This is a genomic window from Streptomyces sp. SID13666 (genome assembly GCF_010548325.1).
In the GTDB taxonomy this organism is placed as follows: Bacteria; Actinomycetota; Actinomycetes; order Streptomycetales; family Streptomycetaceae; genus Actinacidiphila; species Actinacidiphila fildesensis.
In genome coordinates this window covers 34,949-60,868 of the sequence record NZ_JAAGLX010000043.1, presented here as the reverse complement: position 1 = coordinate 60,868, position 25,920 = coordinate 34,949, and the positions used below count along the sequence as shown (strand labels likewise).

Genomic DNA, 25,920 nt, shown 5'->3' with positions numbered 1-25,920 from the left:
CCGTGGGGCCCACCGGCCTCACAGGCCGAGCAGCCAGCGCCCGCCACCGACGAGCGCGCAGACGGCCGTCGCGTAGAACAGCAGCAGCCACAGGCCCACCGGGGTGTGGGTCAGCCGGCCCAGCTGGTCCGCGTCCGAGGTGTTCGACCGTTCGCGTCTGCGGGTGCGCTGCAGCTCGAAGACCGGGCGCGAGCCGCCGAGCAGCAGGAACCAGACGACGAGGTAGGCGAAGGCCGCCTGCACCTGCGGTCCGGTCAGCCAGGAGACCAGCAGGAACGCGGCACCGGTCACCACGACCGTGAGCGCCCCGTACGCGTTGCGGATCATGATCAGCATCGCCAGCAGCAGCGCGGTGGCCCCCCACAGCAGCGCGGTGATGTGCCCGGCGGCCAGCAGCGCGGCCCCGGCCAGGCCCAGCAGCGGCGGCGCGGTGTACCCGGCGGCGGCCGTCAGGATCATGCCGAGCCCCGAGGGCTTGCCGCGCGAGACGGTGAGGCCCGAGGTGTCCGAGTGCAGCCTGATGCCCTCCAGGCTGCGCCCGGTGAGCAGCGCGAGCAGGCCGTGGCCGCCCTCGTGCGCGATGGTGATCGCGTTGCGGCTCAGCCGCCATATGCCGTCCGGCAGCACGGCGGCCAGCGCTATCAGCGCCGTACCGCCGACCAGCCAGGCCGACGGATCGGGCTGGGTACCGACCACGCGGTCCCATAGTTCCGTGAAGCTCTTGATATCCATCGTTCCCCTGCAACGTGCGGCGCCATGTCGGAGTGCCGTGGCAGTCTGGCACTCATGTGTGGTCGATATGCGGCGAGCCGGCAACCCGAGGATCTGGCGGCTCTTTTCGAGGTCCAACAGCGGGAGCCGAAGGAGGAGTTGGCGCCGAACTGGAATGTGGCGCCGACGGATCCGGTGTGCGTCGTGCTGGAGCGCCCGCTGAAGGGCGCGGAGACCCCCGAGCCGGTACGGCAGCTGCGCAAGCTGCGCTGGGGGCTGGTGCCGTCATGGGCGAAGACCCCCGACGTCGGCGTGAAGATGATCAACGCACGGGCGGAGACGGTGCACGAGAAGCCGTCCTTCCGCCGCCCCTTCAGCGCCCGCCGCTGCCTCATACCCGCCGACGGCTACTACGAGTGGGTGACCGCGAAGGACGAGCGGCAGCTGGAGGAGCAGGGGAAGAAGAAGCGGGCGCGCAAGCAGCCGTACTTCGTGACCCCCGCGGACGGCTCGGTGATGGCGATGGCCGGGCTGTACGAGTTCTGGCGGGACCGGACGCTGCCTGACGACCACCCGCAGGCGTGGTGGTCCACCTGCACCGTCATCACGACGGAGGCGGAGCAGACCCCGCCCGCCGGATTCGCCGGCGAGGGACCGGCCTCCTTGGCCGCCGTCCACCCCCGGATGCCGCTGATGCTGACCCCGGACCGCTGGGACGCCTGGCTGGATCCGGCCACCACCGATCCCGACGAGCTGCGCGGCCTGCTCGTGCCGCCGCCGGCCGGAACGGTGCGGTTGTATCCGGTCGGCACGGACGTGAGCAACGTCAGGAACAACGGGCCGCAGCTGACCGACGCGCTCGCCGCCCCCGCGGAGGAAACCCTTTTCTGACCGGGACCGGCAGGATGGGGCGGGTGATCGACACACCGGCGGGCGAGGCCCGCGTGACGTGGCATGACGGCGGGCGCAAGGCGCGGGCGGTCCTCGCGCTGGGACACGGGGCAGGGGGCGGCATCGAGGCCCGCGACCTGGTCGCGCTGGCGGCCGCGCTGCCCGCCCTGGGCGTGACCGTGGCGCTGGTCGAGCAGCCGTGGCGGGTGGCGGGCAGGAAGGTGGCGCCCGCGCCGAAGACCCTGGACGTGGGCTGGCGCGCGCTGTGGCCCGTCCTGGCGGAGCCCGGCCTGCCGGTGATCGCGGGCGGCCGCAGCGCCGGGGCCCGGGTCGCCTGCCGCACGGCTGTGGAGCTGGGTGCTGCCGCCGTGCTGGCCCTGTCGTTCCCGCTGCATCCGCTGGGCCGGCCGGAGAAGTCCCGGGCCGCCGAGCTGCTGGGCTCCGGCGTTCCGACGCTGGTGGTGCAGGGCGGCCGGGATCCGTTCGGGCCGCCGGAGGAGTTCCCCGCCGGGACGGAGATCGTCGCGGTGCTGTACGCCGACCACGGCTTCGCCGTCCCGAAGAGGGCCGACCTCTCCCAGGAGGACGCACTCTCCGTGATCACGGACGGTGTCGGTGACTGGCTGTCCGCACTCGGACACACGTCCGTTCGCACACGGGCGCGGGAACGGCGGGAATGACGGCCGTGATCCGTGCGTTGTCCGGATCACCGGTACGAAAACGCAGAGTGAGGAAGGCAGCCGCATGGTTTCAGCCGCATGCCAGCCACGCGCAAACGCGAAGGCGAAGGCGCCCTACCTGGACTGGGCCCAGTGGCCTGCGACAGGCGGCAGGACCGGCACGCCCGGCACGCCGATCTCCAGCGGGATATCCTCCGAACCGAGCGGGTCCGGTTTTGGGCCCGTGACCGTTTTGGAGGAGGTGGTTCCGGTCACCGGCACCGACGACAGCACAGCGGGTGCTGCGGGCACGGCCGGCGAGGAAGCACAGGAGAGCTCCGCGGAGCGCAATGAGCGCTTCGAGCGTGACGCCCTCACCTTCCTCGACCAGATGTACTCGGCCGCGCTGCGGATGACCCGCAACCCCGCGGACGCCGAGGACCTGGTGCAGGAGACGTACGCGAAGGCGTACGCGTCCTTCCACCAGTTCCGTGAGGGAACGAACCTCAAGGCGTGGCTCTACCGCATTCTCACCAACAGCTTCATCAACTCCTACCGCAAGAAGCAGCGCGAGCCGCTGCGCAGCGGCTCGGAGGAGATCGAGGACTGGCAGCTCGCACGCGCCGAGTCGCACATGTCGACCGGCCTGCGTTCGGCCGAGTCCCAGGCGCTCGACCATCTGCCCGACTCCGATGTGAAGTCGGCGCTGCAGGCGATCCCCGAGGAATTCCGTATCGCCGTTTATCTCGCGGATGTCGAGGGCTTTGCGTACAAGGAGATCGCGGACATCATGGGGACACCCATCGGCACGGTGATGTCCCGACTGCACCGCGGGCGGCGCCAGCTGCGCTCGATGCTCGAGGACTACGCCCGTGAGCGCGGGCTCGTCCCGGCCGGCGCGGGAGACGAGAAGGGCTCAGGGACATGAGCTGCGGCAACGCACATGAGACGGACTGCTCCGAGGTACTCGACCACCTCTACGAGTACCTCGACGAGGAGATGTCCGACGACGCCTGCGCCAAGTTCAGGGAGCACTTCGACGAGTGCCACCCGTGCTTGGAGAAGTACGGCCTCGAGCAGGCGGTGAAGAAGCTCGTCAAGCGCTGCTGCGGCCATGACGACGTTCCCACCGACCTCCGGTCGAAGGTCATGATGCGGATCGAGCTGATCCGTTCCGGCGAGATCTCACCGGTGCCGGAACAGGCACCCGAGATCATCGCCGGGAGCGGAGCCGAAGCTCACCCGTAGGGGTGACTGACGACAGGCCCATTCCGCCCAAACCGCATATCGGTCTCCCGCCCGACGGGCGCGGCCCTATCCTCCGAGGATTCAACGGGGGTCGGGCCGCGCCCGTCGCAGGCACTGGGAGGCAAGGTGCTGGATTCGAGGATCCGGGCGGACGGCCTGCGGTCGGCGATCAGGGCGGACGGCCTGCGGTCGAGGATCCGGGTGAGTCTGCGGACCCTGCCGCCGGCGGCCCGCGGCTACATCGCCGTGGTGCTGCTCACCGCCTGCTTATGCGCGGCCCCGGCGTTGGACGGCCGGACGCCCTGGGCGACGGTCGCCGTCCTCGCCGTCCTGTACGCGGTCTGCGAGATCGGCTTTCTGCCCCCGGGACGCGGGACCCTGTCGGCCGCGGGCCGGGACCCCGGACGTGAGGCGCCCGCCGGGATCGGCTCGTTCTACCCCGTACTGCTCGCCGCGGCGCTGATGCTGCCGCCGTCCGCCGCCGCGCTCGTCGCCCTGCCGGGATCGCTGGCCGGCCGGGTCGGGCAGAGCCCGCGCTGGCTGCGGCGCTGCTGGCGCGCCGGCCAGCTCGCCGTCGCCACCTTCGCCGCCGGCCACGCGCAGCGGCTGCTGGGCGGCGAACGCGCCCTGGACGAACTCGACTTCCCTTACCTGCTGCTCCCGGCCGCCGCTGCCGCGCTCACCTTCTGCGTGGTGGCCACCACCCTCGTCGGCGGGGTGCTCGTCACCGCCGAGCGCTGCCCGCCGCGCGCCGCCTGGGGTACCCCGCTGCTGGGCTCGATCGCACCGCACCTGACCTACGGGATGGTCGGGCTGATGATGGCGGCGCTGTGGCGCGGCTCGTACGGGGCCTTCGCCGCCGTACTGGTGCTGCTCCCCATGCACATCTCCTGCTGGGTCTTCGCGCAGGTCCACCGCGAACACACCGCGCACCGGGCGACCGTCCGGGCCCTCGTGCAGGCCGTCGAGATCAAGGACCGCTACACGCGCGGCCACAGCGAACGCGTGGGCCGCGCCTCGGTGTTCATCGCCCGCGAGATCGGTATGGCCGAGGACCGGGTCGACGCGCTGCGCTTCGCCGGGATCCTGCACGACATCGGCAAGATCGGCGTTCCGACCCGGCTGTTGCGCAAGGACGGGCCGCTCACCCCCGAGGAGCGCCGGGTGATCGAACTGCACCCGGAGTACGGCCACGAGGTGGTGCGCGGCATCGCGTTCCTCGGCGAGGCGCGCGCCGCGATCCTGCACCACCACGAACGGATCGACGGCAGCGGCTACCCGTTCGGGCTGACCGGCGACCAGATCCCCGAGTTCGCCCGCGTCGTGGCCGTCGCCGACGCCTTCGACGCCATGACCTCCACCCGCAGCTACCGCCGGGCCAGGGGCGTCGACGAGGCGCTGGCCGAACTCCGCCGCTGCGCCGGGACCCAGTTCGACCCGGCCATGGTCAGCGGCCTCATCCACGCCCTCGACCGGCACGTCTGGACCCCCACCGCGACGGCCGACGTACCCGGCATGCCCACGCCGGGCGCCGCCGAGCCCGCCCTCCCGCTGCCGCGCGCCGCCGGCCGCACCGCCACGGGCGCCGCTCCGGACCGCCGGCCATGACGTCCCCCCGTGACGATCCCGCGGCCCGGCCACCCCGATGGCCCCCCAGCCGCAGGCTCCGGCACGGACGGCCCGGCCGGGCCGCGGCCCGCGCCGGAGCCCGCCCGCGTACCCCGCTCGTCGTGGGAGCGGCCTACGCGGCGACCGCGCTGCTCACCGCCGTGGCGATCGGCTGGACGGCGTGGGCCGGTGTCGCCGAGCCCGCGACGGCCACCGCCTTCGGAGCGCTGATCGCGGTGGGGGAGGCGGCCCGGATCCCGCTGCCCGGTGACCGCGAGGCGGCGCCGCTGGCCACCGCGGGCGCGCTGGCGTACGCGCTGCTCGGCGAGGCGGACGGCGTCCCGACCTCGCACGGAGTCCTGCAGGTCGTCGCGGTCGTCGTGGTGGCCGCCGCACTCGGCCGGCTGGCCAACGCGCTGCCCGGCCCCCGCACCGTCCGTGCGGCCCGCTGCACCCAGGACACCGCGGACCCGCGCTCCCTGGACAACGCCGCCCGCCGCGTCCTCGCCGTGGCCTTCGCCGCCACCTGTTTCCAGCCGCTCTACAACTCCGGCCTGCTGCAGCGCTTCTTCGACCCCGGTCCGCTCTACGCGCTGTTCCTGTTCGCGCTGCTCGCGCTCACCGCCCTGTGCGACGCGGTGCTGGCCGCCACCCTCGCCGCCGCCAGAACCGGCCACCCCTTCGCGCCCGTCCTGCGTGACGAGCTGCGGGCCCTGCCCACCATCGGCTCCGCCGTCTGCGCCGGCGGTGTCGTGATGGCCCTGGCGGTCGGCGTCGCCGGGCTGTGGGCGCTGCCCGTCTTCAGCCTTCCGCTGCTGCTCACCCAGGTCTCGTTCCGCCGCCATGCCGCGATCCGGGCCACCTACCGGCAGACGATCGCCTCCCTGGCACGCGCCACCGAGGTCGCCGGCTACACGCCCACGGGCCACGCCCGCCGGGTGACCGCCCTCAGCCGGGAGGTGGGCCGGGAACTGGGGATGGCGCAGCGTGAGCTGCTGCTCCTGGAGTACGCGGCCCTCATGCACGACATCGGCCAGCTCTCCCTCGTCGACCCCGTCCCCGGCGGCGCCACCGAGCCGCTGGAGCCCGAGGAGCGGCGCCGTATCGCGCTGCTGGGCGGTGTCGTGGTCCGCCAGACCGGCGTTCCGGCCGAGGTCGCGGTGATCGTCGAGTGCCAGGCCGACCCGTACCGCGAACAGCCCCTTGCCGGCCGGATCGTCCGCGCCGTCAACGCGTACGAGGACCTGACCGGCGGGACGGCGGCCCTGGACCGCCGTCTGGCGGCCGTGGAGCGGCTGCGGCTGTCCACCGCCCGGGACTACGATCCGGGCGTCGTGGACGCGCTGACCCGGGTTCTCGCCCGTGGCGGACCGGCCCGGGCCGCCGGCGGGGAACCGGACGGTAATGAGCGGCGCCCGCGACCGGCATGGTTGGATGCGGCTGGGGATGGCAAGGAGGAGTGGTGAGGACCGGAATCCGGGCTGAGACTCCGGCCGATATGTGGAAGGTTGTCACTGAGCGGGGGAACAACCTGCGGGGGGACGGGAGCGTCGTCATGCTGGAGACCGTGGAGCGGGAAATCCCGGTACTCACCGAGATGCCGGGAATCGTCACCGGGCTGAAAGTGTCCGAGGGGGACGTGGTGCGGAAAGGCGACGTCCCGGCCGTGATCGGCTGAGCAGGCAGGCGGGAATCGTGAGGATCTTCGGCAGAGTGCGGCACCGGCCCTCCCCTACGTGGCGGCAGGCCACCGACCGCGCCTTCTCGCTCATCGGCGACGGGCGCTACGAGGACGCGGGCGCGCTGCTGACGCGCGCCGCCGACATGGAACCGTGGCTCTCCGAGTCCTGGTACAACCTCGCGCTGCTGCACAAGTTCCGCCACGACTGGGAGCAGGCCCGCACCGCCGGGCTGCGTGCCGTGGCCCTGCTGGACCGCGACTCCGGCGCCCCGGACTGGTGGAACCTCGGCATCGCCGCCACCGCCCTGCAGGACTGGCCGCTGGCCCGCCGCTCCTGGCAGGCGTACGGGCTGCGGCTGCCGTCCGGCTCCGCCGAGAGCGCCTCCGAGGAAGCGGTCCGGCTGGCGCTGGGCAGCGCCGCCGTCAGGCTGTCGCCGGAGGGCGAGGCCGAGGTCGTCTGGGGCCGCCGGCTGGATCCGGCCAGGATCGAGGTGCTGAGCATCCCGCTGCCGTCCTCGGGCCGCCGCTGGGGCGAGGTCGTGCTGCACGACGGCGTCCCGCACGGTGAGCGCGCCACCGCGGAGGGCTCCGCGAAGTCCGTGTACCCGGTGTTCGACGAGATCGAGCTGTGGGCGCCCTCGCCGGTGCCCACCTGGCTGGTCCTGCTGGAGGCCGCCACCGCGGCCGACCGGGACGCCCTGGAGCGGCTGGCCGCCGACGCCGGCTTCGCCGCCGAGGACTGGTCGTCCTCCGTGCGACTGCTCTGCCGTACCTGCTCGGAGAGCCGGATGCCCACCGATGACGGCTCCGCGACCTCCCGCGACCCCCATGACCACGGTGAACCCGGCCACCCCGGCCACCTCAGCCACCACAGCGCGGGCTCCCTCTGGGTCCCCGAACGTGAGTGCGGGATAGCGGCGCCCGCCGCCCTCGTACGAGGCCTTCTCGACAGCTGGATCGCGGACAGCCCGGACACCCGGGACTGGCGTGATCTGGAGGAGGTCTGCTGACCTTGCGCGGCCCCGTACGCTTGACGGGTCTATGACGGAATTGGGAAGGCGTACGGCGGAACATGTCGCAGCAGGAAACCGAGAAGCAGCAGGACCGGCACGCGCACGAGCACGGTGAAGCGTCGGAGTTCTTCGACGACACCACGGACGCCGAGGCGCGCGAGCTGGCGTACCGCGAGCGCGGGACGGCCCGCCCGATCACCGTCGTGGGCAATCCGGTGCTCCACAAGGAGTGCCGCGACGTCACGGAGTTCGACGACGCGCTCGCCGCCCTCGTGGACGACATGTTCGCGAGCCAGAAGGCCGCCGAGGGCGTCGGCCTCGCCGCCAACCAGATCGGCGTCGACCTCAAGGTCTTCGTCTACGACTGCCCGGACGACGACGGCGTGCGCCACACCGGCGCCGTCTGCAACCCCGTCCTGGACGAGATCCCCGCCGACCGGCGCGTGCTCGACGACTCCAACGAGGGCTGCCTCTCGGTGCCCGGCGCCTACATGGAACTGGCCCGCCCGGACTACGCGATCGTCCGCGGCCAGGACCTCAAGGGCAACCCCATCGCCCTGGAGGGCACCGGCTACTTCGCCCGCTGCCTCCAGCACGAGACCGACCACCTGTACGGCTACCTGTACATCGACCGGCTCTCCAAGCGCGACCGCAAGGACGTGCTGCGCCAGATGGAAGAAGCCACCCCCAAGTTCGCCACGGTCCCCAACGACTGACCGTCGCCCGCAGCACCACGCGTAAGGGCCCCGCTCATGGAGCGGGGCCCTTACGCGTTGCCGGCCGTGGTGGCCGGCCGTCGTGGTGACTAGAAGTCGTCGTCGAAGCCGACCGTGCCCTCGACCGCCACCTGGTAGGCGGAGGCGCGGCGTTCGAAGAAGTTGGTCAGTTCCTGGACGCCCTGGAGCTCCATGAAGGAGAACGGGTTCTCCGAGCCGTAGACCGGCTTGATGCCGAGCCGGGCGAGGCGCTGGTCGGCGACGCACTGGAGGTACTCGCGCATCGACTCGGTGTTCATGCCGGGCAGGCCGTCACCGCAGAGGTCGCGGCCGAACTGGAGCTCCGCCTCGACGGCCTCGCGGATCATGTCGGTGATCTGCTGGTCGAGTTCCGCGTCGAAGAGGTCCGGCTCTTCCTCCCGGACGGTGTCGACGAACGCGAACGCCGCGTCCATGTGGCCGGTCTCGTCCCGGAAGACCCAGTTGGTGCCGGTCGCCAGTCCGTGCAGCAGGCCCCGCGAGCGGAACCAGTAGACGTAGGCGAAGGCGCCGTAGAAGAACAGCCCCTCGATGCAGGCCGCGAAGCAGATGAGGTTGAGCAGGAAGCGGCGCCGGTCGGACTTCGACTCCAGCCGGTCGATCTTCTCGACGGAGTCCATCCACTTGAAGCAGAACTGCGCCTTCTCGCGGATCGACGGGATGCTCTCGACCGCGTCGAACGCGGCGGCCCGGTCGTCCGGATCGGGGAGGTACGTGTCGAGCAGCGTCAGATAGAACTGGACGTGCACGGCCTCCTCGAAGAGCTGGCGGGACAGGTAGAGCCGGGCCTCGGGCGAGTTGATGTGCTTGTAGAGCGTGAGCACGAGGTTGTTGGAGACGATCGAGTCACCGGTCGCGAAGAACGCGACGAGGCGGCCGATCATGTGCTGCTCGCCGGGGGAGAGCTTGGCGAGGTCGGCGACGTCGGAGTGGAGGTCGACCTCCTCGACGGACCAGGTGTTCTTGATCGCGTTGTGGTAGCGCTCGTAGAACTCCGGGTAGCGCATCGGACGCAGGGTCAGCTCGAAGCCCGGGTCGAGGAGGTGCTTCTCGTGCGTCGTCGTGTTGGGAGAAGAGGAGCCGGCGCGCAGCGCCGTCGGTGAGGGGTGGAGGTCGGGCGACGGGTTGGGCATTACTGGCAGGCCTCGCAGGACTCGGGGTTTTCCAGGGAGCAGGCGACGGCGTCGTCGTCGGTCGTCTGCTGGACGGGGATGGGCGCGGGCACGGCGGCGGCCGGTGCTGCCGCGGCGGCGCGGGCGATCCGGGTGGCCGGCCGGGACCGCAGGTAGTACGTGGTCTTCAGGCCCTGCTTCCAGGCGTACGCGTACATCGAGCTGAGCTTGCCGATGGTCGGCGAGGCCATGAAGAGGTTCAGCGACTGGCTCTGGTCGAGGTACGGGGTGCGTGCCGCGGCCATGTCGATCAGGGCGCGCTGCGGCAGCTCCCAGGCGGTGCGGTACAGGGCGCGCACCTCGGCCGGGATCCAGGTGAAGCCCTCGACGGAGCCGTTGGACTCGCGCAGCGCCTCGCGGGACTGGGCGTCCCAGACGCCGAGCTCCTTGAGCTCGTTCACCAGGTAGGAGTTGACCTGGAGGAACTCACCCGACAGCGTCTCGCGCTTGAAGAGGTTGGAGACCTGCGGCTCGATGCACTCGTAGACACCGGCGATCGAGGCGATCGTCGCGGTCGGCGCGATGGCCAGCAGCAGGGAGTTGCGCATGCCGGTCTTCGCGATCCGGGCGCGCAGCGCGTCCCAGCGCTCCGGCCAGAGCGACTCGGCGGTGTCGTAGTGGTCGGGGTGCAGCACGCCCTGGGCGGTACGGGTCTGCTCCCAGCCGGGGTGCGGGCCGTGCCGCTCGGCGAGGGTGGCGGACGCCTCGTACGCGGCGAGCATGATCCGCTCCGAGATGCGGGTGGACAGCGTCCGCGCCTCGGCGGAGTCGAACGGCAGCCGCAGCTTGAAGAAGACGTCCTGCAGGCCCATCAGGCCCAGGCCCACCGGTCGCCAGCGGGAGTTCGACGCGCCGGCCTGGTCGGTCGGGTAGAAGTTGATGTCCACCACGCGGTCGAGGAAGGTGACGGCGGTGCGGACGGTGGCGTCGAGCTTCTCCCAGTCCATCTCGCCGTCGGTGCCCAGGTGCGCGGAGAGGTTCACCGAGCCGAGGTTGCAGACGGCGGTCTCGCCGTCGTCGGAGACCTCCAGGATCTCCGTGCACAGGTTCGAGGAGTGGACCACGTTGCCGGGCAGCGCCGTCTGGTTGGCGGTGCGGTTGGCGGAGTCCTTGAAGTTCAGCCAGCCGTTGCCGGTCTGCGCGAGGGTGCGCATCATCCGGGCGTAGAGCTGGCGGGCCGGGATGGTCTTGATGGCCAGACCGGCGGACTCGGCCTTGCGGTAGGCCTCGTCGAAGTCGCCGCCCCACAGGTCGACGAGCTCGGGTACGTCGGCGGGGGAGAACAGCGACCAGTCGGTGTCCGCGTCCACCCGGCGCATGAACTCGTCGGGGATCCAGTGCGCGAGGTTCAGGTTGTGCGTACGCCTGGCCTCCTCACCGGTGTTGTCGCGCAGCTCCAGGAACTCCTCGATGTCGGCGTGCCACGTCTCCAGGTAGACGGCGGCGGCGCCCTTGCGCCGGCCGCCCTGGTTGACGGCGGCGACGGAGGCGTCGAGGGTGCGCAGGAACGGGACGATGCCGTTGGAGTGCCCGTTGGTGCCGCGGATCAGCGAGCCGCGGGAGCGGATCCGGCTGAACGGGATGCCGATGCCGCCGGCGTGCTTCGACAGCCGGGCGACCTGGTGGTAGCGGTCGTAGATGGAGTCCAGCTCGTCGAGCGGGGAGTCCAGCAGGTAGCACGACGACATCTGCGGGTGCCGGGTACCGGAGTTGAAGAGCGTGGGGGAGCTGGGGAGGTAGGAGAGCGTGCTGGTCAGCGCGTAGAGCTCGCCGACCTCGACGAGGGCGCGCACCGAGTGGTCCGCGGCCAGACCGCAGGCGACGCGCAGCAGGAAGTGCTGCGGGGTCTCGATGACCTGGCGGGTGATCGGGTGCCGGAGCAGGTAGCGGCTGTGCAGGGTGCGCAGGCCGAAGTACTCGAGGCGGTCGTCGGCGGTGTCGTCGATCATCGCGTCCAGGCGGGCGGCGTGCAGCATGACGAACTCGGCCGTGGCGTCGGCGATCAGGCCTTCGCGGTGCCCGACGGCGATGGAGGCGGAGAAGGAGACGGCGCCCTGCCCCGCCGCCTCGTCGGCGACCGCGCGGGCCAGCAGCCGGGCCGCGAGCCGGCTGTACTGGGGGTCCTCGGAGATCAGTCCGGCGGCAGCCTCGGTGGCCAGCGCCCGCAGTTCGGCCTCGTCCGATCCGGCGTTGCGGCCGCGGAGGGCGGCAGCGGCGACCCGGCCGGGGTCGGTGTCGGGGAGGTCGACGGTCAGTTCCGTCAGGGTGTGCAGCAGGATGGTTCCTGCTGAGGCGGGGGCTGCGGGCGCGATGGTCACGTTGGTGCTCTCTCCCTCGAACGCGGCGACGGCGTCGCGAGGGGGGAGGAGCAGGCGCGTTCGGGCACACCGCATCAGGGCAGGGGTGTGCCATATCGCGTCCGCCGGCCCAACCCGCGAGGCCCGGACAACACTGCACCCGGAAGGCAGGACCGGATGCGCCGTCAGCAGGTGGCCGGACTGTGCGGGCGTGCGCAGGCACGACCGCTCACCGTTGCGGGGCAGTGCCGGATTCTCACCGGCTTCCCCTGCGTGGACAGCGGTCCTGAGCATACATCTAGTGGCGCCTCGCAGCGCTAACCCCAGATGTTGTGTCTGGTGTGTTGCGCGGTGGACGGTATGCGTTACAACGGGAGGGCGTACGTGAAGAGGTGGACGTCCGGAACGGGCGACCAGTCGCGGTCCGGCGTGCGCCGGAATCCGAGCCGTTCGTAGATGCGGTGGGCGCCGGTCATCGACTGCTGGGTGGACATCACCAGTTGCCGTACGCCGAGGGCACGGGCCCGTTCCACACACGAGAGGACGAGTGCCTCGCCGGTGCCGCGGCCGCGCGCGGCCGGGTCGACGGCCAGCATCCGGAACTCCGCCTCGCCGTCCCGGGCTATGTCGCCCCAGGGGCTGCCGGGAGGGGCGAACGTCACGCAGCCGAGCAGCGTGTCGTCCGCCGCGTCGACCGCGACGAGCACCTCCGCGGAGACGGCGCGGGCGCGGGCATCGCGCAGTTTCGGGGCGTACTGGCCGTCCGGCTGGGTGTGGCCGTCGGCGATGAAGGCGTCGGCGGTGATGCGGCCTGCCTCATCGAGCTCGTCCGCGCGCGCGGGGCGGATGATGATGTCCATCCCCGCAGTCTGCCGCATGGCCGGCGCCGGCCTTCGCGGAGTGCGGCGGGTGCATTCAGACGACCGGGCTGAAGGCGCGGCGGGTGGGCTCGGCCGACCTGAGGGCCGACGCCGACTGCTCCTCGTGACGCCGCTCCGCGGCCCTCGCGGCGCGGATCTGGCGGGAGATGCGGAGCTCGACGCGGAAGCCGATCAGGGCGGGCAGGGCGACGAGGAGGATCAGGGCGGTGGCGGCCAGGAGGCCGAGGAATGTGTTCATGCATCTATTTTCGGGCGGGCGGCTCCGCCACGGGAGTGGCAGGACTGACTCACTACTGCTAATTACTGCCAAGTGGGATGCTGGAACCATGCTGGAAAACGTGGCAGTGGTTCTGATGGACGGCGGACACGCCTTCGAACTGGGCGTTGTCTGTGAAGTCTTCGGCATCGACCGCAGTGAGCAGGGGCTGCCCGTCTACGACTTCGCCGTCGTCGGCATCGGGAAGCACCCCGTCCATCTGCACAACGGCATGGACGTCTCGACGCCGTACGGTGTCGACCGGCTGGAGGAGGCGGACCTCATCGCCGTCCCGGCCGGGTGCGACTACCCCGAGCGGGCGGAGTACCCGCCGGAGCTGCTGCGCGCGCTGCGCGGCGCCGTGGAGCGGGGCGGCCGGGTGCTCAGCGTGTGCTCGGGAGCGTTCGTGCTGGGCGCGGCCGGGCTGCTGGACGGCCGGAGCTGCACCACGCACTGGCGGCACACCGAGGCGCTGTCGCGCCGCTTCCCGCTCGCACAGGTCGAGGCGGACGTGCTGTACGTGGACGACGACCCGGTGATCACGTCGGCCGGCACGGCGGCGGGCATCGACGCCTGTCTGCACCTGGTCCGCAAGGAGCAGGGCAGCGCGGTGGCCACCGGCATCGCCCGGCGCATGGTCGTGCCGCCGCACCGGGAGGGCGGGCAGGCGCAGTACGTGGACCGGCCACTGCCGCGCGGCCGGTGCGACACCGTGGGCGCGGTGCTCAGCTGGATGGAGCGCCATCTGGACCGTGAGGTGACCGTCGAGGAGCTGGCCGCCCGCGCCCATATGTCGCCGCGCACGTTCGCCCGCCGCTTCCAGCAGGAGACGGGCACCACCCCGTACCGCTGGCTGCTGGGCCAGCGGGTGCTGCTGGCGCGCGAGTTGCTGGAGGGGACGGACGAGACGATGGAGGCGATCGCCACCCGCGCGGGCCTCGGCAGCGCGGCGACCCTGCGCCATCACTTCGCCCAGTGGGTGGGCACCACCCCGCAGGCCTACCGCCGGACGTTCCGGGACCCGGTGCCCGCGCGGAGCGCGTGACACCGGGTCCCGGGGAACCGCGGAGGAACCGGCGGTTCAGGAGAAATCAGTTGAGAACCGCCGACTCGGGATCCAGCGGCAGCTCTTTCTTGACGCCCGGCTCACCGGAGTCGGCCGTGTAGTCGGACGGCGAGGTCTCGTCGACGCCCTCGGGCGCGTTGAACGCCTTGAACACAATGGTCAGGACGACCGCCACGACTATGTTGATCACGAAGGCCGTGAGGCCGATGTAGCCCTTCTCGCCGATGTACGGGATCAGGTCGGCGTTCCCGGCGAAGTGCGTCTGTGCCGGGGTGTGCTGCTCGTACGCCTTCCAGGTGCCGTAGACCATGCCCGCGGCCCAGCCGGCCAGCAGCGCCCAGCGGTGGAACCACCGGGTGAACAGCCCGCCGACGATGGCCGGGACGGTCTGCAGGATCCAGATGCCGCCCAGCAGCTGGAAGTTGATCGCGACCGTCTTGTCCATGGTGAGGACGAAGATCAGCGCGCCGACCTTCACCAGCAGCGACACCAGCTTGGAGACCTTGGTCTCCTGCGCGGGGGTCGCGTCGGGCTTGATGAAGTCCTTGTAGATGTTGCGGGTGAACAGGTTCGCCGCGGCGATCGACATGATGGCCGCGGGCACCAGCGCGCCGATGCCGATCGCGGCGAACGCCACCCCCGCGAACCAGTCAGGGAACATGTTCTCGAACAGCTGCGGGATCGCCGTCTGCGGGTTGTAGCCCTTCACCCCGACACCGACGCCGGCCGCCAGCGCCATGAAGCCGAGCATCGCCAGCAGGCCCAGCATCAGGGAGTACAGCGGCAGGATGGTGGTGTTGCGGCGGATGACGTTGCGGCTCTTGCCGGACAGCACCGCGGTCACCGAGTGCGGGTACAGGAACAGCGCCATGGCCGAGCCGAGCGCCAGGGTCGCGTACGCCCACTGCGCTTGCGGCCCGGAGACCAGCGAGCCCTTGGGCTTCCCGGTCGCCGGGTTGACGGTGGCGTACGCCTTGCCCGCCTTGTCGAAGATGTCGTCGAACCCGCCCAGTTTGTACGGGATGTAGATGATCGCCACCGCGATGACGATGTAGATCAGCGCGTCCTTGACGAACGCGATCATCGCGGGCGCGCGCAGCCCCGAGGAGTACGTGTACGCCGCGAGCACCCCGAACGCGATCAGCAGCGGCAGGTCCTTCATGAACCAGCTGGAGTTCTCGCCGCCGCCCACGCCCATCACGTCCAGGACCGCCTGGATCCCGACGAGTTGCAGCGCGATGTACGGCATCGTCGCGAGGATGCCGGTGACGGCCATCGCCAGCGACAGGCCCTTGGAGCCGAAGCGGCCGCGGATGAAGTCCGAGGACGTGACGTAGCCGTGCTTGTGGGAGATCGACCAGAGCCGCGGCAGGAAGAGGAAGACCAGTGGGTACGTGATGATCGTGTACGGCACCGCGAAGAAGCCGGCCGCGCCCGCCGCGTAGATCGCCGCCGGGACGGCGACGAAGGTGTACGCCGTGTAGAGGTCGCCGCCGAGCAGGAACCAGGTGATCCAGGTGCCGAAGCTCCGGCCGCCCAGGCCCCATTCGTCCAGGCTCAGCGCGTTGTCGGCGCGCCGCCAGCGGGCCGCCAGGAAGCCGAGGACGGTGACCGCCACGAAGAAGAAGATGAAGACGCCGAGCGCCACACCGTTGACTCCACCGGTCATGACGCGGCCCCCTTGCGTGCGCGTTCCTCACGGCGGACCAGGAGGTAGGCGATCGTGGTCAGTCCGGCCGAGATGAAGACCCAGGCCATCTGGTACCAGTAGAAGAACGGGATGCCGATGAACTCCGGCGTCAGACGCGCGTAGGAGCTGACCCACAGCATCGCGACCAACGGGATGACCAGGCATACACCGGCCACCACACGCGAAGGTGTGACGACCGGTGTGCGGTTGGGCGTGGGTGATGTTTCCGGTGGTGCTGACATCTTCTCGGCTCCGTCCCCTAGAGCGAATCTCCTGCGTAATGCGCAGGAAATCTAGGGCAGCACTCCGCCACACGTCACTAGCGGTCCGTATATCGGTACGGACTCGATTCCGGACGAGAGGGGAATCGGGTGGATCGGAGCCGGTTCGGCCGGAATGCGGCCCGGCGGTCGGTCGGTGGTCAGTCGGTGGGGCGGCTCAGCCTGGCGACGAACTTGTACCGGTCGCCGCGGTAGACGGAACGCACCCATTCGACCGGTTCGCCCGTGGTGTCGATGGAGTGCCGGGACAGCATGAGCATCGGCAGGCCGACGTCCGTGCCGAGCAGGCCGGCCTCCCGGGGTGTGGCCAGCGAGGTCTCGATGGTCTCCTCGGCCTCGGCCAGCCGTACGTCGTAGACCTCCGCCAGCGCCGTGTACAGAGAGGTGTACTTGGCGAGGCTGCGGCGCAGCGCGGGGAAGCGCTTCGCCGACAGATGGGTGATCTCGATGGCCATCGGCTCGCTGTTGGCGAGCCGCAGCCGCTCGATGCGCAGGACCCGGCCGCCGGTCTTCATGTCGAGGAGGCCGGCGAGCCGGTCGTCCGCGGTGATGTAGCCGATGTCCAGGAGCTGTGATGTGGGCTCCAGGCCCTGGGCGCGCATGTCCTCCGTGTACGAGGTGAGTTGCAGTGCCTGGGAGACCTTCGGCTTGGCGACGAAGGTGCCCTTGCCCTGGATGCGTTCGAGGCGCCCCTCGACGACCAGTTCCTGCAGGGCCTGCCGCACGGTGGTGCGGGAGGTGTCGAATTCCGCCGCGAGCGTGCGCTCGGGCGGGACCGGTGTGCCGGGCGGCATCGTCTGCGTGATGTCCAGCAGATGTCGCTTGAGGCGGTAGTACTTGGGCACACGTGCGGTGCGCCCGGCGGCGCCCGCCGTTTCCGGCACGTCCGATGCCGGCGTGCCGCCGCCCCCGTCGCTGTCCATGACGTCTACTCCCGACTGCTGTCGTGCTGCCGTCACCGGCTCCTCCGTCTATCGCGGCTCACATGGTGGCACGGGCTGCTGTGGTGCAGGGAGGCGATGGCAGGTGACGTCCCCCTCAGGTGTCGGTCCGATAACAGACCTAACAGCGCTTCTTATACACCCTTGACACCCCTAAAGGTCTAGGCCAAGCTGCGCTCACTGGTCTAAACCATTAAAGACCAATCCCAGACCCACAAGCAGGACGCGGCATTTGCCGTGTCTCGCGGCAGCCGACTTTTCGGGCGGTGGGGGGTGGTTTCGGGCATCCTGAGGAGGGTGGCATGAAGCGCAAGCTCATCGCGGCAATCGGTGTCGCGACCATGATCGCGGGCGTCGCAGCGTGTGGCAGCGACAAGAAGGACGACACGGCCGCGAAGCCGGCGGACCGCAAGGACACCGTGACCGTCTGGCTCATGAGTGACGCCCAGAGCACCTGGCCGGAGCTGGTCAAGAGCGTCAACGACCAGTTCAAGGCGAAGTACCCGAACGTCACCGTGAAGGTGCAGTACCAGCAGTGGAGCGACAAGGTCCAGAAGCTGGACGCCGCGCTCTCCGGCTCCAGCGCCCCGGATGTCGTCGAGCTCGGCAACACCGAGACCATGACCTACATCCTCAACGGTGCCCTCGCCGAGGTCGACAAGACCAAGTTCGAGAATTCGGCCACCTGGATCAAGGGCCTCGAGGACACCTGCTCGTACCAGGGCAAGCTCTACTGCGTGCCGTACTACGCCGGTGCCCGTGTGGCGATCTACAACGCCGATGTCTTCAAGGCCGCCACCGGCTCCGCCGACCTGCCGAAGACCGAGACCGACCTGACCGCCGCGCTGGACAAGATCGCGGCCGCGAAGGGCGCCGACAAGGCGTACTCGCCGCTCTACCTGCCGGGCGAGTACTGGTACGCGGCCATGTCCTACGTCAAGGCGTACGGCGGCCAGATCGCCAAGTACGACGGCGGCAAGTGGACCGGCACCCTGTCCTCCCCGGAGGCCCAGGAAGGTCTGAAGCACTTCATCGAGCTGGTCAACAAGTACAACCACGGTGACAAGACCAAGGACGAGGCGGACCACGCCGCGGTCATGGCCCAGGAGAAGACCGCGCTGATCTACGGCAACGGCTGGGAGTCCGGCAGCGTCGTCGACACCAAGGCGCCCGGCAACCCGAAGCTGAAGGACGCCATCAAGACGGCCGGTATGCCCGGCCCGAACGGCAAGGCGCTGCCGTCCTTCATCGGTGGCTCGGACCTCGCCGTCGTCGGCAAGTCCAAGGTCCAGGACCTCGCCAAGGAGTGGATCGCCAGCTTCACCAGCGAGAAGTCCGAGGCCGTACTGGCCAGCAAGAAGATCCTCCCGAACAACACCAAGCAGCTCGAGCCGCTGAAGTCGGACCCGGCCACCGCGCCGATCGCCAACGCGGTGCCCGACGCCTGGTTCACCCCGATCGCTCCGGGCTGGGCCACGATCGAGAAGCAGAACATCCTCAAGAACATGCTGCTCGACATCATCAAGGGCAAGTCCATCGCCGACGCCACCAAGGCGGCCGACGACAAGATCAACTCGCTGATCAACAACGCCTCCTGATCCCAGGCCTCGCCCGTGGGGGGCGGGGAAACAGGCGCTGCGAGCGCGGACGGTCCACGGATGTGGGCCGTCCGCCTCCGCACCCGGCATGGACGACGAAGAAAGGTCAGCGAGATGAGTGCCGCCGACACGCATGCCACCGAGCCGCTGGAGCGGGGTCTCGTGAAGAGCCCGCCGCCGGCTCAGGACCGGCCCGCATCCGGGCGGGGGGCCCGCCGCGGGCCGGCCGGCCGGCAGAACAGAACCCTGCCGTACTTGCTGATCACTCCGGCCCTGGTGGTCATGGCGGGCGTGCTCGGCTGGCCGCTGATCGACACCGTGGTGCTGTCCTTCCAGGACATGCGGCGCAACAACCTGTGGGGCGGCACGACACCGCCGTGGGTCGGTCTCGACCAGTACACGACGATCCTCGGCGACTCCGAGTTCTGGCATGTGTTCATCCGCACGGTCGTCTTCGTCGTCGTCTGTGTCTTCTTCACCATGCTGCTCGGGCTGCTCATAGCCATGCTGCTGCAACGGGTGTCGCCCTGGCTCCGGGTGATGATCACCAGCGCGATGGTCGCCGTCTGGGCGATGCCGCTGCTGGTCTCCACCTCGGTCTTCAAGTTCATGTTCGACTCGGACTACGGGCTGGTCAACGAGCTGCTCAGCAAGCTCCCCGGGGTCGACTACGCCGGCCACAACTGGTTCCTCAACCCCACCTCGGGGCTGGCGATCATCGCGGCCCTGGTGGTCTGGGCGGCCATCCCGTTCATCGCCATCAGCCTGCACTCGGCGCTCACCCAGGTGCCCAAGGAGCTGGAGGAGGCGGCCAGGATCGACGGCGCCAGCGGCTTCGGCATCTTCCGGTTCGTCACCTTCCCGGTGATCAAGCCGGTCTTCGTCATGACCACGACGCTGTCGATCATCTGGGACTTCGGTGTGCTCGGCCAGGTGCTGCTGATGCGCAACAACCACCCGGAGCCGGACTACCAGCTGCTGGGCCTCTACTCCTTCACCCAGGCGTTCACCAGTAACTCCTTCAGCACGGGTGCCGCGATCTCCATCATCACCGTGGTGATGCTGTCCGGCGTCTCCGTCTACTACCTGCGCCAGCTGATGAAGATCGGAGAGGTCGAGTGACTACCGCCGCCAAGGTCACCTACAAGAGCAAGAAGAAGAACCGCACCGGCTGGAACATCCTCGGCCTGCTCACCTTCGTGGTCATGGGCTTCCCGGTCTACTGGATGGTCATCACCGCGCTCCGGCCCAGCACCGAGATCCTCAGCTACCACCAGAAGCTCTGGCCGAGCTCGATCACGTTCGACCAGTTCCACCGGGCGATGGACATGCCCAACTTCTGGGACAACGTGAAGAGCAGCGTGATCATCTCGCTGTTCAGCGTCATCATCGCCATCGGCGTCGGGCTGCTCGCAGCCTACGCGCTGGGCCGCTTCCACTTCTGGGGCCGCCGCGGGCTGATGATCACGCTGCTGCTGATCCAGATGATCCCCGGCACCTCGATGCTGATCCCCATCTACATCCAGCTCAACGACATGGGCGGGCTGAACCAGTACTGGGGCGTCATCGTCGTCTACGCGGCGACGACGCTGCCCTTCTCGGTGTGGATGCTGCGCGGATTCATCGTCAACATCCCCAAGGAGCTGGAGGAGTCGGCCATGGTCGACGGCTGCAGCCAGATGGCCGCCTTCCGCCGCGTGGTCTTCCCGCTGCTGGCCCCCGGCCTGGTCGCCGCCTCGATCTACGCCCTGATGACGGCCTGGAACGAATACCTTTTCGCTTACGTCCTCCTCCAGGACAACGACAAGTACACACTCAGCATTTGGCTGCTGAACTTCACCGGTCAGCGCGGCACCGACTTCGGCGCGCTGATGGCGGGCTCCATCCTGGTGGCCCTGCCCGTGGTGATCTTCTTCGTCATGGTCCAGCGCAAGGTCGCTTCCGGTCTGACCGCCGGGGCGGTGAAGGGATGACCGTCATTTCTACCGACTCCGCCCCCGACACCCTCATCCGGGACGCGCTCGCCGTCCTGCAGCCGGGATTCATCGGGACCACCGCACCCGAGTGGCTGCTGCTCCGGCTCGCCGAAGGCCTCGGCTCCGTGGCGCTGTTCGCCCGGAACATCGAATCGCCCGAGCAGCTGTCCGCGCTCACCGCGCAGTTGCGCGCGGTACGGGCGGACGTGCTGGTCGCGGCCGACGAGGAGGGCGGTGACGTCACCCGCCTCGAAGCGCGGACCGGCTCGTCCTTCCCCGGCAACCTCGCGCTCGGCGCGGTCGACGACGCGGACCTGACGCAGGAGGTGGCGGCGGAGCTCGGCCGCCGGCTCGGCACCTGCGGGGTCAACTTCAACTGGGCGCCGTCCGCGGACGTCAACTCCGACCCCGGCAACCCGGTGATCGGCGTACGGTCCTTCGGCTCGGACCCGCACCTCGTCGCACGCAACACCGCCGCGTACATCACCGGTCTGCAGTCCGCCGGGGTGGCGGCCTGCACCAAGCACTTCCCCGGCCACGGCGACACGGCCGTCGACTCGCACCACTCGATGCCCAACATCGAGGTCGGCCTGCAGACCCTGCAGGACCGTGAACTGGTGCCGTTCCGGGCCGCCGTCGCAGCCGGGACCAAGGCCGTGATGAGCGCCCACATCCTGGTGCCGGCCCTCGACCCGGACCGGCCTGCCACGCTCAGCCCCAGCGCGCTCAACGGGCTGCTGCGCGCGCCCGCCGCGGAGGGCGGCCTCGGTTACGACGGACTCATCGTCACCGACGGCATCGAGATGCAGGCCATCGCGGCGACGTACGGCATCGAGCGCGGCACCGTCATGGCGCTGCTGGCCGGTGCCGACGCCATCTGTGTCGGCGGAGGTCTCGCCGACGAGGAGACCGTGCTGCGGCTCCGCGACGCCATCGTGCGTGCGGTGCGCGACGGCGATCTGCCCGAGGAGCGGCTTGCCGACGCCGCCGCCCGGGTGCGGTCGCTCGCGGCATGGACGGCCGAGCGGTCGGGTGCGGCGGAGGGGACCGCACCCGACCCCGAGGTCGGCCTCATCGCGGCCCGCCGGGCCGTGCGGGTGACCCGTACGGAGGAGTACGTACCGATCGCGACCGCGCCGTACGTGGCCGCCTTCACCCCGGTCGCGAACATCGCGGTCGGCGCCGAGACGCCCTGGGGGGTGGCCGCGGAACTGGAGCGGCTGCTGCCCGGCACCGTGACCGGCACCTTCCGCGCGGCGGACGCCGAGGCCGGCGGGGCGGACGCCCTCTGCGCGAAAGTGCTGCAGTCCGCGTCCGACCGTAGGATCGTCGCAGTGGTCCGCGACGTGCACCGCCACGCGTGGATGGCCGACGCTCTGGACGCCCTGCTCGCCGCCCGGCCCGACACGGTCGTGGTGGAGATGGGGGTGCCCCAGGCGCCGCCCTCCGGCGCGCTGCACATCGCGACCCATGGCGCTGCCCGTGTGTGCGGGCGAGCAGCCGCGGAGGTCATCGCCGGCAAGGAAGCCGGGGTCTGACCGGCGCGGAGGAGATTCGCAACAGCCTGGAGGCCCACCGCATGTCCGCCCCGACGCCGGACCGGAAGATTCTGATACCGGGCCGGATCATGTCCGGCGAGATGGCCGAGCAGCCCGCCGTACTGCGGCGCATCCTGGAGCGGGGTGCGCCGCGGATCCGCGCGGTCGCCGCGAAGGTCGCGGCGCGCAACCCGCGCTTCGTGCTGCTCACCGCCCGCGGTACGTCCGACAACGCGGCGCTGTACGCGAAGTACCTGATCGAGGTGCTGCTCGGGAAGCCCGCGGGGCTGACCTCGATGTCGACCACCACCGCGTACGGCGCGACGCCGGACCTCACGGACTGCCTGGTCATCACCGTCAGCCAGTCCGGTGGCTCGCCCGACCTGGTGGCCTCCACCCGGGCGGCCCGCGAGGCCGGTGCGATCACCGTCGCGGTGACGAACAACCCGGAGTCCCCGCTCGCCGAGGTCTCCGAGTTCCACATCGACGTGCTGGCAGGACCGGAGAAGGCGCTCCCGGCGACCAAGACGTACACCGCCGAGCTGCTGGCCCTGTACCTGTTCGTGGAGGGCCTGCGCGGTGGTGACGGCTCCGCCGCCGAGGTGCTGCCGGAACTGGCCGAGGGGATCCTGGCGCGCGGCGCCGAGGTCAAGGCGCTGGCCGGCCGCTACCGCTTCGCGGAGCGCATGGTCATCACCTCCCGCGGCTACGGCTACCCGACCGCGCGGGAGGCCGCGCTGAAGCTGATGGAGACCAGCTACATCCCGGCCCTGGCGTACTCGGGCGCGGATCTGCTGCACGGCCCGCTGGCCATGGTCGACAACATCTCGCCGGTGATCGCCATCGTCACCGAGGGCAGGGGCGGAGAGGCCCTCCAGCCGGTCCTGGACCGGCTGCGCGGCCGGGGCGCGGACCTGGTGGTCATCGGCCCGCAGGCCCAGGTGGACGCCGCCTCAGCGGGCTTCGCCCTGCCGACGAAGGGGGTCGCCGAGGAGGTCCAGCCGATCCTGGAGATCCTGCCGCTGCAGATGCTGGCCTACGAGGTCACCATCGCCCGCGGCCAGGACCCGGACGCCCCGCGCGCCCTCGCCAAGGTGACGGAAACGCACTGACCGCGGCCCCGGCCGTGTGGAACGGGAAAGGCCCCGTCGCGTGCTGCGACGGGGCCTTCCGCGTGTGTGCGGGGAGGGAGCGGGCGCCGGCGGGAACGGGGCCGGTGCCCGGAAAACGCCACGGGCCGCGGCGCCGGGAAGGGACCCTCAGCCCTTCCAGCACCGCAGCCCGGAGCTGCTGTCGACGCCGTGGCCGACGGGGTGTGCGGTTCCCCGTGGCCCGTTAGGGCCGACCGGTGAGGCCACGGCGTAGTCAGGGCAGAGAACGCCTGGCCTCGATCCACCCTCCTGTGCGGGGAGGATGGAGGTCTGTTCGGTCCATTGTGGACTAGACCATTCGCCCTTGTCCATGGAATCGCGGCCATCGGTGGAAAAAAGGCCCGGCACGGATGGCGCGAATTGGCCTGTACGCTCGCAGACGTGCCCTCCATGAACGACCTCGTACGCCAGCACACCGGCCTCGACGACTCCGATCTCGAATGGCTCCACCTGCTGGTCTCCGAGTGGCAGCTGCTCTCCGACCTGTCCTTCGCCGACCTCGTCCTGTGGGTGCCCACCCTGGACGGCACACGCTATGTCTCGGTCGCCCAGATGCGGCCGAACACCGGACCGACCTCGTACCAGGACGACATGGTCGGCCATCTGGTGCCGCGCGGCCGCCGTCCCATGCTGGACGCGGCGCTGGACGAGGGCCGGATCGTCCGTGAGGGCGACCCCGAATGGCGTGACGAGGTCCCGGTCCGGGTCGAGTCGATCCCGGTCCGCCGCGAGGGCCGGGTGCTGGGCGTGATCGCCCGCAACACCAACCTGCTGACCGTCCGCACCCCCAGCCGGCTCGAGCTCACCTATCTGCAGAGCGCCTCGGACCTGGCGCAGATGATCGCCGCCGGCTCCTTCCCGTTCCCCGCCGAGCAGGTCGACATGGACGCGGCGCCGCGCGCCGGCGACGGTCTGATCCGGCTCGACGCGGACGGCATCGTGCAGTACGCCAGTCCCAACGCGCTCTCCGCGTACCACCGGCTGGGCCTCGCCGCCGACATCGTCGGACTGCACCTCGGCGCGACCACCGCCGAACTCGCCCCCGCCCGCGGCCCGGTGGACGAGGCGATGGTCAAACTCGCCAGCGGCTGGGCGCCCCGTGAGGCCGAGGTCGAGGGTGGCGACGGCGTCATCCAGCTGCGCACCATCCCGCTGCGGCCCAAGGGCACCCACATCGGCTCACTCGTCCTGCTGCGCGATGTCACCGAGCTGCGGCGCCGCGAACGCGAGTTGATGACCAAGGACGCCACCATCCGGGAGATCCACCACCGGGTGAAGAACAATCTGCAGACCGTCGCCGCACTGCTGCGGCTGCAGGCCCGCCGGATGGATTCCGACAAGGCGCGCGAGGCGCTGGAGGAAGCGGTCCGCCGGGTCGGCTCGATCGCGATCGTGCACGAGACGCTCTCCCAGAACCTGGACGAGCGCGTCGAGTTCGACGACATCGCCGACCGGGTGCTCTCGATGGTCGCCGAGATCTCACCCGGCCGCGTCACGGCCCGCCGCACCGGGCGCTTCGGCATCCTGACCGCCGAGGTCGCCACCCCGCTGGCGATGGTTCTCACCGAACTGCTGCAGAACGCTCTGGAGCACGGCTTCGGCCCGGGGGAGAGCGGCACGGTCGAGGTGGGGGCGACGGCCGGCCGCGACAAGCTGATCATCACCGTCCAGGACAACGGCCGCGGGCTGCCGGAGGGCTTCAACCCGCAGCGCGCAGGAAATCTGGGACTGCAGATCGTCCGCACCCTGGTGGTCGGCGAACTGTCCGGCACGTTCGACATGGTCCCGGCGCCGGAGGGCGGCACCAGGGTCGTACTGGAACTTCCGGCCGAGGCGTAATTCCGGTGCCGGTGGTCGGGGGAGAACAGCAGTAAGCCCCGACCGCCAGGCGGTCGGGGCTTACTGGATGCTGTGTGCTGCGCGTACGAATTCGGGTGCTGCGCGCTGCGGCTCGGGGGTAAAGCGGGGGCGTCAGACGCTGGCGTTGCGGGCCCTGTTGCGGGCGGCGCGGCGCTTCATTGCGCGACGCTCGTCCTCGCTGAGGCCACCCCAGACGCCTGCGTCCTGGCCGCTCTCCAGCGCCCACTGCAGGCACTGCTCCATGACGGGGCAGCGGCGGCAGACGGCCTTGGCTTCCTCGATCTGCAGCAGCGCAGGACCGGTGTTGCCGATGGGGAAGAAGAGTTCCGGGTCTTCCTCGCGGCAAACGGCGCGATGACGCCAGTCCATGGCTGCTCCAACTCCTTTGTGACAAGCACGTTGCTTGTGAATGTGAACGCTTTCACGAATCCCCTCACAGGGCACGGCACTACGCCCAGTTACCTGGTGCAGTCCCGCTGGTGTGAGGTGGTGGATTCGGGCTCTCAAGGGACTCCGGTTGTTGGCCGTCCCGATCGCCATGTAGAGACTCGCAAACCTGGGCTGCGGATACAACCCCTTCAGGAAAGTTTTTTTTGATTCCTCGGTGTCGCCTGCATCACAGCCGTACTTCCATGGGGTGCAGGGCA

Annotated in this window: 25 protein-coding genes and 1 riboswitch; of the genes, 16 read left to right on the top strand and 9 right to left on the bottom strand. The window is 70.2% G+C overall.

Annotation, left to right across the window (positions count from 1 at the left end; translation table 11 throughout):
• Nucleotides 1-18 precede the first annotated feature (18 nt).
• Nucleotides 19-732 carry a M50 family metallopeptidase gene (locus tag G3I60_RS35495; protein ID WP_138350932.1) on the bottom strand — a complete coding sequence of 238 codons (714 nt, stop codon included), beginning with the start codon at nucleotides 730-732 and terminating at the stop codon, nucleotides 19-21.
• A gap of 54 nt (nucleotides 733-786) precedes the next feature.
• Between G3I60_RS35495 and G3I60_RS35490 the strand changes: the two genes are divergently transcribed.
• The 9 genes from G3I60_RS35490 to def all read left to right on the top strand — a co-directional run bounded on the left by G3I60_RS35490 (nucleotide 787) and on the right by def (nucleotide 8,527).
• Nucleotides 787-1,602 (top strand): SOS response-associated peptidase, encoded by an 816-nt coding sequence (locus tag G3I60_RS35490; RefSeq protein ID WP_164299502.1) that lies wholly within the window; start codon nucleotides 787-789, stop codon nucleotides 1,600-1,602.
• 14 nt (nucleotides 1,603-1,616) lie between these two features.
• The gene (locus G3I60_RS35485; protein ID WP_164299500.1) at nucleotides 1,617-2,282 is read left to right on the top strand and encodes an alpha/beta family hydrolase; all 666 of its coding nucleotides are present in this window, start codon (nucleotides 1,617-1,619) and stop codon (nucleotides 2,280-2,282) included.
• A gap of 64 nt (nucleotides 2,283-2,346) precedes the next feature.
• Nucleotides 2,347-3,189 carry a sigma-70 family RNA polymerase sigma factor gene (locus tag G3I60_RS35480; RefSeq protein WP_164299498.1) on the top strand — a complete coding sequence of 281 codons (843 nt, stop codon included), beginning with the start codon at nucleotides 2,347-2,349 and terminating at the stop codon, nucleotides 3,187-3,189.
• Nucleotides 3,186-3,509: a mycothiol system anti-sigma-R factor gene (gene rsrA, locus G3I60_RS35475; RefSeq protein ID WP_138350928.1), complete on the top strand. Its 324-nt coding sequence runs from the start codon at nucleotides 3,186-3,188 to the stop codon at nucleotides 3,507-3,509. The genes G3I60_RS35480 and rsrA overlap by 4 nt, the downstream gene beginning before the upstream one ends.
• Nucleotides 3,510-3,716: 207 nt before the next feature.
• A complete protein-coding gene (locus tag G3I60_RS35470) occupies nucleotides 3,717-5,117 on the top strand; it encodes an HD-GYP domain-containing protein (RefSeq protein ID WP_138351077.1) in 1,401 nt (466 codons plus the stop codon).
• Between the two features lie 122 nt (nucleotides 5,118-5,239).
• Nucleotides 5,240-6,583 (top strand): HD domain-containing protein, encoded by a 1,344-nt coding sequence (locus G3I60_RS35465; RefSeq protein ID WP_343241858.1) that lies wholly within the window; start codon nucleotides 5,240-5,242, stop codon nucleotides 6,581-6,583.
• Nucleotides 6,584-6,672: 89 nt separating this feature from the next.
• Nucleotides 6,673-6,795, top strand: a complete 123-nt coding sequence (locus G3I60_RS46590; RefSeq protein WP_275406023.1) for a biotin/lipoyl-binding protein — start codon at nucleotides 6,673-6,675, stop codon at nucleotides 6,793-6,795.
• A 17-nt stretch (nucleotides 6,796-6,812) separates the two neighbouring features.
• Nucleotides 6,813-7,808, top strand: a complete 996-nt coding sequence (locus tag G3I60_RS35455) for a hypothetical protein (protein WP_138350925.1) — start codon at nucleotides 6,813-6,815, stop codon at nucleotides 7,806-7,808.
• Between the two features lie 62 nt (nucleotides 7,809-7,870).
• Nucleotides 7,871-8,527, top strand: coding sequence for a peptide deformylase (def, locus tag G3I60_RS35450; protein WP_138350924.1), 657 nt, complete (start codon nucleotides 7,871-7,873; stop codon nucleotides 8,525-8,527).
• Between the two features lie 89 nt (nucleotides 8,528-8,616).
• Here the strand turns inward: def and G3I60_RS35445 are convergent, their stop codons facing one another.
• From G3I60_RS35445 to G3I60_RS35430, 4 genes are all read right to left on the bottom strand, one after another.
• The gene (locus tag G3I60_RS35445; protein ID WP_239070650.1) at nucleotides 8,617-9,573 is read right to left on the bottom strand and encodes a ribonucleotide-diphosphate reductase subunit beta; all 957 of its coding nucleotides are present in this window, start codon (nucleotides 9,571-9,573) and stop codon (nucleotides 8,617-8,619) included.
• A gap of 125 nt (nucleotides 9,574-9,698) precedes the next feature.
• Nucleotides 9,699-12,056: a ribonucleoside-diphosphate reductase subunit alpha gene (locus G3I60_RS35440; RefSeq protein ID WP_343241857.1), complete on the bottom strand. Its 2,358-nt coding sequence runs from the start codon at nucleotides 12,054-12,056 to the stop codon at nucleotides 9,699-9,701.
• Between the two features lie 148 nt (nucleotides 12,057-12,204).
• Nucleotides 12,205-12,336, bottom strand: a riboswitch (cobalamin riboswitch).
• A gap of 64 nt (nucleotides 12,337-12,400) precedes the next feature.
• Nucleotides 12,401-12,895 carry a GNAT family N-acetyltransferase gene (locus tag G3I60_RS35435; RefSeq protein ID WP_164298781.1) on the bottom strand — a complete coding sequence of 165 codons (495 nt, stop codon included), beginning with the start codon at nucleotides 12,893-12,895 and terminating at the stop codon, nucleotides 12,401-12,403.
• A gap of 55 nt (nucleotides 12,896-12,950) precedes the next feature.
• On the bottom strand, nucleotides 12,951-13,154 hold the full coding sequence (locus G3I60_RS35430; protein WP_164298779.1) for a hypothetical protein: 204 nt from the start codon (nucleotides 13,152-13,154) through the stop codon (nucleotides 12,951-12,953).
• A gap of 88 nt (nucleotides 13,155-13,242) precedes the next feature.
• Here G3I60_RS35430 and G3I60_RS35425 point away from each other — a divergent pair, with 88 nt between their 5' ends.
• Complete coding sequence (locus G3I60_RS35425) at nucleotides 13,243-14,217, top strand: helix-turn-helix domain-containing protein (protein ID WP_138350919.1); 975 nt, start codon at nucleotides 13,243-13,245, stop codon at nucleotides 14,215-14,217.
• 46 nt (nucleotides 14,218-14,263) lie between these two features.
• On the opposite strand, the gene mctP is transcribed toward G3I60_RS35425, so the two are convergent.
• The 3 genes from mctP to G3I60_RS35410 form a co-directional block, all read right to left on the bottom strand.
• Entirely contained in the window at nucleotides 14,264-15,907 is a 1,644-nt protein-coding gene (gene mctP / locus G3I60_RS35420; RefSeq protein WP_164298777.1) for a monocarboxylate uptake permease MctP, read from the bottom strand.
• Nucleotides 15,904-16,170, bottom strand: coding sequence for a DUF3311 domain-containing protein (locus G3I60_RS35415; RefSeq protein ID WP_138350917.1), 267 nt, complete (start codon nucleotides 16,168-16,170; stop codon nucleotides 15,904-15,906). Before G3I60_RS35415 ends, mctP begins: the two co-directional genes overlap by 4 nt.
• 179 nt (nucleotides 16,171-16,349) lie before the next feature.
• Nucleotides 16,350-17,132 (bottom strand): GntR family transcriptional regulator, encoded by a 783-nt coding sequence (locus G3I60_RS35410; RefSeq protein ID WP_138351076.1) that lies wholly within the window; start codon nucleotides 17,130-17,132, stop codon nucleotides 16,350-16,352.
• Between the two features lie 320 nt (nucleotides 17,133-17,452).
• Between G3I60_RS35410 and G3I60_RS35405 the strand changes: the two genes are divergently transcribed.
• The 6 genes from G3I60_RS35405 to G3I60_RS35380 all read left to right on the top strand — a co-directional run bounded on the left by G3I60_RS35405 (nucleotide 17,453) and on the right by G3I60_RS35380 (nucleotide 25,252).
• Nucleotides 17,453-18,748: an extracellular solute-binding protein gene (locus G3I60_RS35405; RefSeq protein ID WP_138350916.1), complete on the top strand. Its 1,296-nt coding sequence runs from the start codon at nucleotides 17,453-17,455 to the stop codon at nucleotides 18,746-18,748.
• A gap of 114 nt (nucleotides 18,749-18,862) precedes the next feature.
• Complete coding sequence (locus tag G3I60_RS35400; protein ID WP_164608162.1) at nucleotides 18,863-19,870, top strand: carbohydrate ABC transporter permease; 1,008 nt, start codon at nucleotides 18,863-18,865, stop codon at nucleotides 19,868-19,870.
• Nucleotides 19,867-20,721 carry a carbohydrate ABC transporter permease gene (locus G3I60_RS35395; RefSeq protein WP_244809403.1) on the top strand — a complete coding sequence of 285 codons (855 nt, stop codon included), beginning with the start codon at nucleotides 19,867-19,869 and terminating at the stop codon, nucleotides 20,719-20,721. Before G3I60_RS35400 ends, G3I60_RS35395 begins: the two co-directional genes overlap by 4 nt.
• On the top strand, nucleotides 20,718-22,262 hold the full coding sequence (locus G3I60_RS35390) for a glycoside hydrolase family 3 protein (RefSeq protein WP_164298773.1): 1,545 nt from the start codon (nucleotides 20,718-20,720) through the stop codon (nucleotides 22,260-22,262). Before G3I60_RS35395 ends, G3I60_RS35390 begins: the two co-directional genes overlap by 4 nt.
• A 41-nt stretch (nucleotides 22,263-22,303) precedes the next feature.
• Complete coding sequence (locus G3I60_RS35385) at nucleotides 22,304-23,374, top strand: SIS domain-containing protein (protein WP_138350913.1); 1,071 nt, start codon at nucleotides 22,304-22,306, stop codon at nucleotides 23,372-23,374.
• A 429-nt stretch (nucleotides 23,375-23,803) separates the two neighbouring features.
• Entirely contained in the window at nucleotides 23,804-25,252 is a 1,449-nt protein-coding gene (locus tag G3I60_RS35380) for a sensor histidine kinase (protein WP_138351074.1), read from the top strand.
• A 132-nt stretch (nucleotides 25,253-25,384) separates the two neighbouring features.
• Here the strand turns inward: G3I60_RS35380 and G3I60_RS35375 are convergent, their stop codons facing one another.
• Nucleotides 25,385-25,642, bottom strand: a complete 258-nt coding sequence (locus G3I60_RS35375) for a WhiB family transcriptional regulator (RefSeq protein WP_138350912.1) — start codon at nucleotides 25,640-25,642, stop codon at nucleotides 25,385-25,387.
• Nucleotides 25,643-25,920 lie beyond the last annotated feature (278 nt).

What these genes read in the sequence shown, in the direction of transcription:
- G3I60_RS35495 (WP_138350932.1), bottom strand. Translation starts at nt 732, where the DNA reads ATGGATATCAAGAGCTTCACGGAACTATGGGACCGCGTGGTCGGTACC.
- G3I60_RS35490 (WP_164299502.1), top strand. Translation starts at nt 787, where the DNA reads ATGTGTGGTCGATATGCGGCGAGCCGGCAACCCGAGGATCTGGCGGCT.
- G3I60_RS35485 (WP_164299500.1), top strand. Translation starts at nt 1,617, where the DNA reads ATGGGGCGGGTGATCGACACACCGGCGGGCGAGGCCCGCGTGACGTGG.
- G3I60_RS35480 (WP_164299498.1), top strand. Translation starts at nt 2,347, where the DNA reads ATGGTTTCAGCCGCATGCCAGCCACGCGCAAACGCGAAGGCGAAGGCG.
- rsrA (WP_138350928.1), top strand. Translation starts at nt 3,186, where the DNA reads ATGAGCTGCGGCAACGCACATGAGACGGACTGCTCCGAGGTACTCGAC.
- G3I60_RS46590 (WP_275406023.1), top strand. Translation starts at nt 6,673, where the DNA reads ATGCTGGAGACCGTGGAGCGGGAAATCCCGGTACTCACCGAGATGCCG.
- def (WP_138350924.1), top strand. Translation starts at nt 7,871, where the DNA reads ATGTCGCAGCAGGAAACCGAGAAGCAGCAGGACCGGCACGCGCACGAG.
- G3I60_RS35445 (WP_239070650.1), bottom strand. Translation starts at nt 9,573, where the DNA reads ATGCGCTACCCGGAGTTCTACGAGCGCTACCACAACGCGATCAAGAAC.
- G3I60_RS35435 (WP_164298781.1), bottom strand. Translation starts at nt 12,895, where the DNA reads ATGGACATCATCATCCGCCCCGCGCGCGCGGACGAGCTCGATGAGGCA.
- G3I60_RS35430 (WP_164298779.1), bottom strand. Translation starts at nt 13,154, where the DNA reads ATGAACACATTCCTCGGCCTCCTGGCCGCCACCGCCCTGATCCTCCTC.
- G3I60_RS35425 (WP_138350919.1), top strand. Translation starts at nt 13,243, where the DNA reads ATGCTGGAAAACGTGGCAGTGGTTCTGATGGACGGCGGACACGCCTTC.
- mctP (WP_164298777.1), bottom strand. Translation starts at nt 15,907, where the DNA reads ATGACCGGTGGAGTCAACGGTGTGGCGCTCGGCGTCTTCATCTTCTTC.
- G3I60_RS35415 (WP_138350917.1), bottom strand. Translation starts at nt 16,170, where the DNA reads ATGTCAGCACCACCGGAAACATCACCCACGCCCAACCGCACACCGGTC.
- G3I60_RS35410 (WP_138351076.1), bottom strand. Translation starts at nt 17,132, where the DNA reads ATGGACAGCGACGGGGGCGGCGGCACGCCGGCATCGGACGTGCCGGAA.
- G3I60_RS35405 (WP_138350916.1), top strand. Translation starts at nt 17,453, where the DNA reads ATGAAGCGCAAGCTCATCGCGGCAATCGGTGTCGCGACCATGATCGCG.
- G3I60_RS35400 (WP_164608162.1), top strand. Translation starts at nt 18,863, where the DNA reads ATGAGTGCCGCCGACACGCATGCCACCGAGCCGCTGGAGCGGGGTCTC.
- G3I60_RS35390 (WP_164298773.1), top strand. Translation starts at nt 20,718, where the DNA reads ATGACCGTCATTTCTACCGACTCCGCCCCCGACACCCTCATCCGGGAC.
- G3I60_RS35385 (WP_138350913.1), top strand. Translation starts at nt 22,304, where the DNA reads ATGTCCGCCCCGACGCCGGACCGGAAGATTCTGATACCGGGCCGGATC.
- G3I60_RS35380 (WP_138351074.1), top strand. Translation starts at nt 23,804, where the DNA reads ATGAACGACCTCGTACGCCAGCACACCGGCCTCGACGACTCCGATCTC.
- G3I60_RS35375 (WP_138350912.1), bottom strand. Translation starts at nt 25,642, where the DNA reads ATGGACTGGCGTCATCGCGCCGTTTGCCGCGAGGAAGACCCGGAACTC.